1 protein-coding gene is annotated in these 11137 nt (G+C 70.7%); it reads right to left on the bottom strand.

What is annotated here, in order from left to right; translation table 11 throughout:
- Positions 1-72: 72 nt before the first annotated feature.
- Positions 73-11097 (bottom strand): type I polyketide synthase, encoded by an 11025-nt coding sequence (locus OG866_RS31840; RefSeq protein ID WP_329340040.1) that lies wholly within the window; start codon positions 11095-11097, stop codon positions 73-75.
- Positions 11098-11137 lie beyond the last annotated feature (40 nt).

The raw sequence follows: 11137 nt of genomic DNA, 5'->3' as shown, positions 1-11137 counted from the left end.
GGCCACAAGGCAGCCGGCGGAAAGGATTCGACTTCGACCGAGGGTGGTCTCTCGTACGTCAGGAGGGTCGGTTCAGCTGATTCCGAGGTCGTCCACCATCCTGAAGAGGTCGCCGTCCGTCGCCGATTCGAGCTGCTCGACGAGATCGGCTCCTTCCGTTCCTTCCTCTGTGTCGCCGTATTTCGCGAGGAGGTTCCGCAGTCGTTCGATCACGTCGGTGCGGCCGATCTCCTCGATGGTCATGGCCGACAGCCCGGTTTCGAGCCGGTCGAGACCCACCGACACGGGCACGTCGCCGCCGTCGAGTGCCGGCCGGGGCGCCAGCTCCTGGTGCAGGAATGCGGCCAGGGCCGTCGGTGTCGGATAGTCGAATACGAGGGTTGCGGGCAGGCGCAGTCCGGTGAACGCGTTGAGCCGGTTGCGCAGTTCGACCGCCGTCAGGGAATCGAATCCGAAATCCTTGAAAGCGCGGGCCGGTTCCACGGTTTCTATTCCGCCGTGGCCGAGTACGGCCGCGACATTGCGCCGCACGGCGTCCAGCACCATGCGTTCGCCTTCCGCAGCCGACGCACCGGCCAGCCGTTCCCGAAGGCCCCCCGCTGCCGCCCCGGCGGCCTCCACGGCCTGCCGCTGCCTGGGCAGTGCACGCACCAACTCCCGCAGTACGTGCGGTACTTCACCGCCGCTGTCACGGACAGTCGCCAGTACGGCCGCCGCGTCGAGCCGCATCGGTGCGATCACCGCGGTATCGCCGGCGCAGCAGGCGTCGAGCAGGGCGAGTCCGTCTGCCGTCGGCAGTCCGCCGAGCCCGATGCCGGCCATGCGCCGCTGGTCCGCCTCGCCCAGGCCGCCGGTCAGCGCGCTGCGCTGCTCCCACAGTCCCCAGGCCAGCGACAGACCGGGCAGGCCCTGTGCGCGGCGCCGGGTCGCGAGGGCGTCCAGGAACGCGTTCGCGGCGGCGTAGTTGGCCTGTCCGGCGGCGCCCAGTGTGCCGGCCGCGGAGGAGAAGAGCACGAACGCGCCAAGGTCGGCGTCGGCCGTCAGTTCGTGGAGGATGGCAGCCGCCTCCGCCTTCGGGCGCAGCACCGCGCCGATCCGCTGCGGGGTCAGCGAGGTGACGACCCCGTCGTCCAGCACCGCCGCCGCGTGCACCACGCCCTTCAGCGGATGGGCGGCGGGGATACCGGCGAGCACCGCGCCGAGGGCATCCCGGTCCGCCACGTCACAGGCCGCCCACGTCACCGAGGCGCCGGCATCGGTGAGTTCGGCGGTCAGTTCCGCCGCCCCGTCCGCCTCGGCACCCCTTCGGCTGAGCAGCAGCAGGTGCCGTATCCCTTGCTCGTCCACGAGGTGACGGGCCACGAGTCCGGCGAGCGTGCCGCTCGCGCCGGTGATCAGCACGGTGCCCTGCGGGTCCCAGGTCGCGACCGGTCCGCTGCTCGCAGCCGAGCCGGTGTCAGCAGCCCGGACGAGTCTGGGCAGCAGGACGCGTCCTGCGCGCAGGGCCAGTTGCGGCTCTCCCGTGGCGAGGGCGGCGGCGACGGACGCGGTCTCGATATCGGTGTCGATATCGGTGTCGTTCTCGGTGTCGATCTCGATGTCGGTTTCGATCTCGGTTTCGATCTCGGCCGGCGCGTCGGTGTCGAGGAGGAACAGCCGGCCAGGGTGCTCTGCCTGCGCCGAGCGCACCAGCCCCCAGACGGCGGCCATGGACGCGTCGCGCACGGCCTGCTCTGCGGGGTCCGCCGCGAACGATGCGGTGTTCACGGCGCCCTGAGTGACGATCACCAGGCGCGCGTCGGCGAACCGGTCGTCCGCCAGCCAGTCCTGCACCCAGGCCAGCGTTCCGGCCACCACGGACCGCAGTCGCTCACCCTCGCCCGTGCCGGTGTCGAGAGCGCCCGGCACAGGGAGGAAGACCCACTCCGGAAGCGACGCCACTTCGGCGCCCCCCACGGGCGAGCCGATATGGGCATCGCCCAGGCTCTTCAGGTCCGGGTGCGTCGCCACGTCCCAACCGCCCGACCGCAGAGCGGCGGCCAGACCGGCCTCACTCGGTTCGCCGACCACAGCACAGCGGAGTGCGGACGGCCCGTCGGTCACCGGGAACGGCATGGCCTGCCAGTCCAGCCGGAACAGCGACTCGCGCAAGGCAGCACCCCGGGCGGTGTCGATCTGCTCGGCCGTGACCGGGCGCGTCACCAACTCGTCCACGGAGGCCACCAGCCGGCCGGCCTCGTCCGCCAGGACCGCGGACACGCCGTCGGCTCCGGAGGCCGTGAGCCGTACCCGGATCCTGCTCGCGCCGGTGGCGTACAGGCAGACCCCGTTCCAGACGAACGGCAACCGGATCTGGTCCCGGTCCTCCCCTCCCGGCTTGGTGAGTCCCCCCGGCCCGGCCACATGCAGGGCCGCGTCCAACAGCGCCGGGTGCAGTCCGTAGCGCACGGCCTCCGCCGCGTGCTCCTCCGGCAGCGCGATCTCGGCGAACACCTCGGTACCGCGCCGCCAGGCCGCCCGTACCCCCTGGAACACCGGTCCGTACGCCAGCCCCCCGAGCGTGAACCGCTCGTACATTCCCTCGATGTCCAGCGCCTCGGCACCCGCAGGCGGCCACACGCCCGGCTCGTCCGACACGGGGTGCGCGACCTCGGCGGCAGCCCTGGTCACCACAGCGCCGGCGTGCCGCGTCCACGGCTGGTCCGGGTCACCGGACTCCTGACGCGCGTACACGTTGACCTCGCGTCGACCACTGTCGTCCGGGCCTGCGACAACGACCTGGACCTGAACCCCACCGTTCTCCGGCAGGACCAGAGGTGCCTCCAGAACCAGATCGTCCACCCGCGTGCAACCGAATCGGGCGCCCGCGTGAAGGGCCAGGTCCACGAAGGCCGTCCCCGGCACGAGTACAGCGCCCAGCACCGCGTGATCCGCCAGCCACGGATGCGTACGCGCGGACAGTCGGCCGGTGAAGAGGCAGCCGTCGGAGTCGGGCAGCGTCACGGCCGCACCGAGGAGCGGGTGATCGGCCACTCCCAGACCCACCGAGGTGACATCACCCGCCGCCGGCGCCGCCTCCAGCCAGTACCGGTCCCGCTGGAAGGCATACGTCGGCAGCTCCACCCGCCGCGGACGGGAGGGCGCGAGGTAGGCGGCCCAGTCCACGCCGTGGCCCTGGACATAGACCTGCGCGAGTGCCTCCAGCACCGCACTTGCTTCGCTCCGGTCCTTGCGCAGTACCGGCGCGAACAACATCTCCGGGGCACTGTCCTGCCCCATACCCGACAACACCCCGTCCGGACCCAGCTCCAGACAGGCCGTCACGCCCACAGCGGTCAGGCGGGTGATGCCGTCGGCGAAACGCACCGCCTCCCGCACATGCCGCACCCAATACCCCGGATCACACACCTCATCCGCGACAAGCTCACCCGTCAGGTTCGACACCAACGGGATACGCGGCACCGAGTACGCCAACCGGCCGACGATCTCCCGGAACTCGTCCAGCATCGGCTCCATCAACGGCGAGTGGAACGCATGCGACACCCGCAGCCGACGCGTCTTCACCGCCTGCTGCTCCAGCCGCTCCACGACAGCCGTCACCGCGGCCTCAGCACCCGAAACCACCACCGACGACGGCCCGTTCACCGCCGCCACGCCGACTTCGTCCAGGCCCTCAAGCAGCGGAACAACCACCCCCTCCCCGGCCATCACCGACACCATCACGCCACCCGACGGCAACGCCTGCATCAACCGGCCACGCGCCGCCACCAGCACACACGCATCCTCAAGCGACCACACCCCCGCCACAAACGCGGCAGCAATCTCACCAATCGAATGCCCACCCACCACATCCGGCGTCACACCCCACGACGACACCAGACGGAAAAGCGCCACCTCCACAGCGAACAGGCCACACTGCGTGAACCCCGTCGCATCCAGCGCCTCCCCATCCCCGAAGACGACCTCACGCAACGACCTGCCCAACAGACCATCGAACTGCGCACACACCTCATCAAAAGCCTCAGCGAAAACAGGGAAAGCCTCATACAACTCCCGGCCCATCCCGGCCCGCTGACTGCCCTGCCCCGAGAAGAGCACCGCCAGCTTCCCCGGCACGACCTGCCCCCGGACGAGACCAGCAGCCGGCTCACCCGACACCAAAGCCGACAACCCACCGGCCAGATCCCCCAGGACCACCGCCCGATGCTCAAACACCGACCGGCCCGCCACCAACGACCACGCCACATCCACCGGCGACAAACCACCCACAGACGCAGCCAACCGCTCCGCCTGCCCCCGCAACGCGGCCTCAGACTTCCCCGACACCACCCACGGCACCACCACCGGTTCAGCTCCGGCACTATCGTCGGCAGGCCGGGCCGGCGTCGGCTCGTGCTCAAGGACCACATGCGCGTTCGTCCCACTGGCGCCGAACGACGAGACACCCGCCCGACGGGGCCGCCCGGTCTCGGGCCACGGTGTGGCCTCGGTCACCAGCTCGACGGAGCCCATCGACCAGTCCACATGCGGGGACGGCTCATCCACATGCAGCGTCCGCGGCACCAGCCCGTGCCGCATCGCCATCACCATCTTCATCACACCAGCCACACCGGCCGCAGCCTGCGTATGGCCGATGTTCGACTTCACCGAGCCCAGCCACAGCGGCCGATCCTCCGGCCGGTCCTGGCCATACGTCGCCAGCAGCGCCTGCGCCTCGATCGGATCACCGAGCTTCGTGCCCGTACCGTGCGCCTCCACAGCGTCCACTTGGTCGGCGGAGAGGCCGGCACTCGCCAGCGCGGCGCGGATCACCCGCTGCTGGGAGGGACCGTTCGGCGCCGTAAGACCATTGCTCGCACCGTCCTGATTGATCGCCGAACCACGCACCACCGCCAGCACCCGATGCCCGTTACGACGCGCGTCCGACAACCGCTCCAGCAGCAGCATCCCCGCACCCTCGGAGAACCCCGTGCCATCCGCACCCGCCGCGAACGTCTTGCACCGGCCGTCCGGAGCAAGACCCCGCTGACGACTGAACTCCACGAACAACGCCGGCGTCGCCATCACCGTCACACCACCGGCCAACGCCAGCGAACACTCCCCCTGGCGCAGTGACTGCACCGCCAGATGCAGAGCCACCAGCGACGACGAACACGCCGTATCCACCGTCACTGCAGGACCCTCGAACCCGAACGTGTACGAGATACGGCCGGAGGCGATGCTGCCGGCGGTGCCGTTGCCGATGTAGCCCTCGACGTCCTCCGGGATCGACAAGGAGCCGTAGTCGTGGTGCATGATCCCGGCGAAGACGCCGGTCTGGCTGCCCCGCACCGACGCCGGGTCGATACCCGCCCGCTCCAACGCCTCCCACGACGTCTCCAACAACAACCGCTGCTGCGGATCCATCGCCAGCGCCTCACGCGGCGAAATACCGAAGAACGCCGGATCGAAGTCACCCGCGTCATACAGGAAACCACCCTCACGCGCATACGCCGTGCCCTTGTGATCGGGGTCCGGGTGATACAGCGCCTCCAGATCCCAGCCTCGGTCGTCCGGGAACGCGGCCATGGCGTCGTCGCCCCTGGCAAGCAGAGACCACAGGTCCTCGGGGGTGCGTACGCCGCCCGGGTAGCGGCAGCTCATCGCGACGATCGCGATCGGCTCGTCCACCACCGTCGCCGTCCCGGCACCAGGCAGCGCCGGACGCTCGGAGACGGCGCCGACCATCTCACCCGCCGCCACCGACAGCTCCGCCAGCAGATGCCGGGCCAAGGCCGCCGGCGAGGGATAGTCGAAGACAAGCGTGGCCGGCAACCGCAACCCCGAAGCCGCGTTCAACCGGTTACGCAGCTCCACCGCCGTCAACGAGTCGAAGCCCAGTTCGCGGAAGGCGCGATCGGCCGCGACCGTGTCGCCCGGTCCGTAGCCCAGTACGGCGCCGACGTGGGCGCCTACCAGGTCCAGTACGGCCTGTTCCCGCTCGGCCTCCGGCAGTGCGGCCAGGTCCCCGGCGAGGCCGTCGGCCGTGCCGACCGCAGTCGCGGACGCCGCCGCGGTGCGCCGCGCCGATACGCGGACCAGCCGACGCAGCAGGGGCGGTACCGGGCCGTTTTCACCCCGCAGCACCGTGCCGGCGAGGCGCACCGGAACGAGCAGTGCCTCGTCCGCGGCGATTGCCGCGTCGAAGAGGGCCAGTCCTTCCTGGGACGACAGCGGTATGACGCCGCCGCGGGCCATCCGGGCGAGGTCGGCGTCGGCCAAGTGACCGGTCATCTCGCTGCGTTCGGCCCAGAAGCCCCAGGCCAGTGACACCGCGGGAAGGCCTTGCGCGCGCCGGCCGGCGGCGAGGGCGTCGAGGAAGGCGTTCGCCGCGGCGTAGTTGGCCTGTCCGGCCGCGCCGAACGTCGCGGCGGCCGACGAGAACAGCACGAACGCCGACAGGTCCAGGTCCCGGGTCAACTCGTGCAGGAGCAGAGCCGCGTCCACCTTGGGCCGCAGCACGGTATCCACCCGCTCGGGTGTCAGCGCGTCCACCACGCCGTCGTCCAACGCGCCCGCCGCGTGCACCACCCCGCGCAGAGGCAGGTCTTGGGGGATGCGCGCCAGCACGCCCGCCAGCGCCTCGCGGTCCGTCACGTCACACGCCTCGAACACCGCCTGCGCGCCCAAGGCGGCCAACTCGGCGTCCAGTTCGGCGGCGCCGGTCGCGTCCCGGCCCCGGCGTGACACCAGGACGAGACGGCGTACACCGTGTTCGGCGGCCAAGTGGCGGGCGACCAGGCCGCCCAGGACGCCGCTCGCTCCGGTGATCAGCACGGATCCGTCGGCAGCCCAGGCCCCGGCCTCTCCAGCCGTTGCCGGTCCGGACGCCCTGACCAGTCGGGGGGCGCGGAACTCGCCCGCGCGGACGGCGATCTGCGGCTCCTCGGAGGCAAGTGCCGCGCGCGCCGCGTCGGTCGCGGCGTCCCAGGTGTCGACATCGACCAGGTGGAAGCGGTCCGGGTGTTCCGTCTGTGCGGACCGGACCAACCCCCATACGGCAGCCGCGGCAGGGTCCGTCACATCCTCGTCGGCCATGGCCGCCATTGCGCCGCGCGTGACGAACACGAGCTTCGACGTCGTGGTTGCCTCGCTGCCGAGCCACTCCTGTACTGCGCGCAGCGCCCGGTGAGTGCGCTCACGGGCGGCGACAGCGACGGCGGCCTCGTCCGCCGCCGCGTCCGCAGCCGAATCCGCCGCGGAGAACGGTAGAAGGACTACCTGCGGGAACGTCTCTTCCGTGATCGAGGACAGCTCGGCGAGGGTGGGCGCAAGCCGTCCGACGGAGGAGTGCAGGACGCTGGGGCACGAGGATTCCGTACCGAGCACCGCCCAGTCGTCCGCGGCGGCGACCGCGGCCGTGCCCGAAACCGTCTCCCAGCGCACCGCGAACAGCGAGTCCAGCGACGGCCGCGCGACGGTGTCGAGCAGTTCCGGCGACACCGGACGGCCCACCAACGAGCCGACGGAGGCCACCGGTGCGCCGGTGGCGTCAGCCACCAGCAACGACACACCGTCCGTGCCCGCCCTGGCCAGGTGCACGCGGAGCATGGACGCGCCTGTGGCATGCAGAGACACGCCGCTCCACGCGAACGGCAGCCGTGCCGATCCCGTCTCCGTCCCGTCCCCGGCGTCTGGACCACTCAGGTGACCGACGCCGGTCACGTGCAGCGCGGCGTCCAGCAGCGCCGGGTGGATGCCGAAGCGTTCCGCCTCCACACGATGCTCTTCCGGGAGCGCCACCTCGGCGAACACGTCGTCCCCGCGCCGCCAGGCCGCCCGTACACCACGGAAGACCGGCCCGTAGTCAAGACCCAGCCCAGCGAGCCGCTCGTACAGGTCGTCCACCGCGACCGGCATGGACCCCTGCGGCGGCCACACCGTCAACTCACCTGCGGACGAGCCGACTTCCGTGTCGACAACCGCCAGCACGCCCTTGGCATGGCAGGTCCAGGACTCCTCGTCGTCGCCCTCGACACGGGAGTAGATCCCCACATCGCGGCGGCCCGGATCGTCGGTACCACCCACGACGACCTGCACCTGAACCGCGCCCGACTCGGACAGCACCAACGGCGTCTGGAGCGTCAGCTCCTCCAGCGTCCGGCACCCGGCCGCGTCCGCCGCGCGCAGCGCCAGCTCCACGAACGCCGTCCCCGGAACCACCACCCTGCCCAGCACCTGGTGGTCGACCAGCCAGGGCTGGGCCGCCGACGACAACCGGCCTGTCAGCACAAGCCCGTTCGCATCCGCCAGCGACACCACCGCCCCCAACAACGGGTGATCCGCGGCCCCGAGACCGACGGCCGCTACGTCACCGACGCGGGAATCCGGCGACTTCAGCCAGTAGTGCTGGTGCTGGAAGGCGTAGGTGGGCAGGTCGATGCGGCGGGCACCCGTGCCGTCGAACAGGCCGGCCCAGTCGACGGACGCGCCGCCCACGAACGCCTCGGCAGCCGAGGTCAGGAACCGCTCCAGACCACCCTCGTCACGGCGCAGCGAACCCACCGCGGTCACAGGCGAGTTGACGTGAGCCTCGGCAGTCTGCTCGACACCCATCGTCAGCACCGGATGCGCACTCGACTCGACGAACAACCGGAAACCGTCATCCAACAGCGCGCGCACCGTGTCGGCGAAACGCACCGTCTGGCGCAGATTGCGATACCAGTAGCCCGCGTCCAGAGCTGTGGTGTCCAGCACCTCGGCGGTGACGGTCGAGTAGAAGGGGACCTGCGCCGCCCGGGGAGTGATCCCTGCCAGCTCCCGGAGCAGTACGTCCTCGATCTCCTCCACATGCGCGCAGTGCGAGGCGTAGTCCACGGCGATACGACGGGCCCGGACACCGTCCGCCTCACAGGCGGCCAGCAACTCGTCCAACGCGTCCGCGTCACCCGAAACGACCACCATGGCCGGGCCGTTGACCGCCGCCACCGCCAGACGACCATCCCAGGCGGTCAGCCGCTCCTGTACGGCTTCGATACCGAGGGAGACCGACACCATCCCGCCACGCCCGGACAGCGCCCGAATGGCCTTACTACGCAAGGCCACCACCTTCGCCGCATCCTCAAGCGACAGCGCACCAGCGACAGCGGCAGCGGCTATCTCACCCTGCGAATGACCGATCACCGCAGCCGGCTCCACGCCGTACGAGCGCCACACCTCAGCCAGCGAGACCATCACCGCCCACAGCACCGGCTGCACCACATCGACCTGCTCCAACCAGGCCTCGCTGTCGGTGTCGCGGAGGATGTCGGTCAGCGACCAGTCCACGAACGGCGCCAACGCAACCGCACACTCACCGATCCGCTCAGCGAACACCGGGGAGGAATCCAGCAGTTCAGCCGCCATCCCCAGCCACTGCGACCCCTGACCCGGGAACACGAACACGGCACGGCCATCCGCACCCCCCGCACTCCCCCGCACCACACCCACAGCCTCACGGCCCTCGGCAAGAGCCTCCACACCAGGCAGACCGTCCAGGACCACCGCCCGATGCTCAAACACCGACCGGCCCGCCACCAGCGAGAACCCGACATCGCTCGCCGAAACATCGCGGCGCGCATGAGCGGCCAGCCGCTCCGCCTGAGCCCGCAGCGCGGCCTCGGACTTACCCGACAGCACCCACGGCGCCACCACCGGCGGCACACTCTCCGCAGGCTCCTCCTCCGGAACCGGAACCGGAGCCTGCTCCAGGATCACGTGCGCGTTGGTGCCACTGACGCCGAACGCCGACACGCCGGCCCGGCGGGGTTCCTCGGTCTCCGGCCACGGCATGGTTTCGGTCAGCAGCTCAACAGCCCCCGCCGACCAGTCCACTTGGCGCGACGGCTCATCGACATGCAGGGTCTGCGGCAGCACACCGTGCTTCATCGCCAGCACCATCTTCATCACACCGGCGACACCCGCAGCCGCCTGGGTGTGCCCGATGTTCGACTTGATGGAGCCGAGTCGCAGCGGCCGACCGTCGGGGCGGTCCTGGCCGTACGCGGTCAGCAGCGCCTGCGCCTCGATCGGGTCACCGAGCGTCGTACCTGTCCCGTGCGCCTCGACGGCGTCGATCTCCGCCGAGGACAAACGGGCGTTCGCCAGCGCCTGGAGAATCACCCTCTGCTGGGAGATGCCGTTGGGTACGGTCAGGCCGCTGCTGCTGCCGTCCTGGTTGACGGCAGAGCCCCGGATCACGGCGAGTACGGGGTGCCCGTTGTGCTGCGCGTCGGACAGACGCTCCAGCAGGAGCATGCCCACGCCCTCGCCCCACCCGGTGCCGTCCGCGCCGGCCGCGAACGCCTTGCAGCGGCCGTCGGGGGCGAGGCCGCGCTGACGGCTGAACTCCACGAACAGTCCGGGAGTCGTCATCACCGTGACGCCGCCGGCGAAGGCGACCGAGCACTCGCCCTGGCGCAGGGCCTGCACGGCCAGATGCAGGGCGACCAGCGACGACGAGCACGCCGTGTCCACCGTCACGGCGGGGCCCTCGAAACCGAAGGTGTACGAGAGCCGGCCGGACATCACACTGGCCGCGACGCTCGTGGCCAGGTAGCCCTCGACGCCCTTGGGGGCCTGGCGCAGGGCCTCGATGTAGTCCTGGCCGTTGGTGCCCACGAAGACGCCTGCCTTGGCACCGCGCAACGACGCCGGTGCGACGCCGGCCCGCTCCATCGCCTCCCAGCTGGTCTCCAGCAGCAGGCGCTGCTGCGGGTCCATCGCCAGCGCCTCACGCGGCGAGATGCCGAAGAACGCCGGGTCGAAGGCGCCCGCGTCGGACAGGAAGGCGCCTTCCTTCACGTACGAGGTGCCGGCCCGGTCCGGGTCCGGGTCGTACAGGGCACCGAGGTCCCAGCCGCGGTCGTCCGGGAACCGGGCCACGGCGTCGCCGCCGTCGGCGAGCAGTTCCCACAGCTGTTCCGGGGACTGGACGCCTCCGGGGAAGCGACAGCTCATCCCGACGATCGCGATGGGCTCCTGCGACTTGTCCTCGACATCGCGAAGGCGGCGCTGTGTCTGACGCAGGTCGGCCATGACCCGCTTCAGATACTCAACGAGCTTCTCTTCGTTCGACACTTGGCCCTGCCCCCTCGCGGACTCCGCATGGTTCTTGATC

The sequence above is a fragment of the Streptomyces sp. NBC_00663 genome, assembly GCF_036226885.1.
GTDB lineage: Bacteria > Actinomycetota > Actinomycetes > Streptomycetales > Streptomycetaceae > Streptomyces.
Note: the sequence above shows the minus strand (reverse complement) of the source record. Positions and strands in the feature narration are given on the sequence as shown.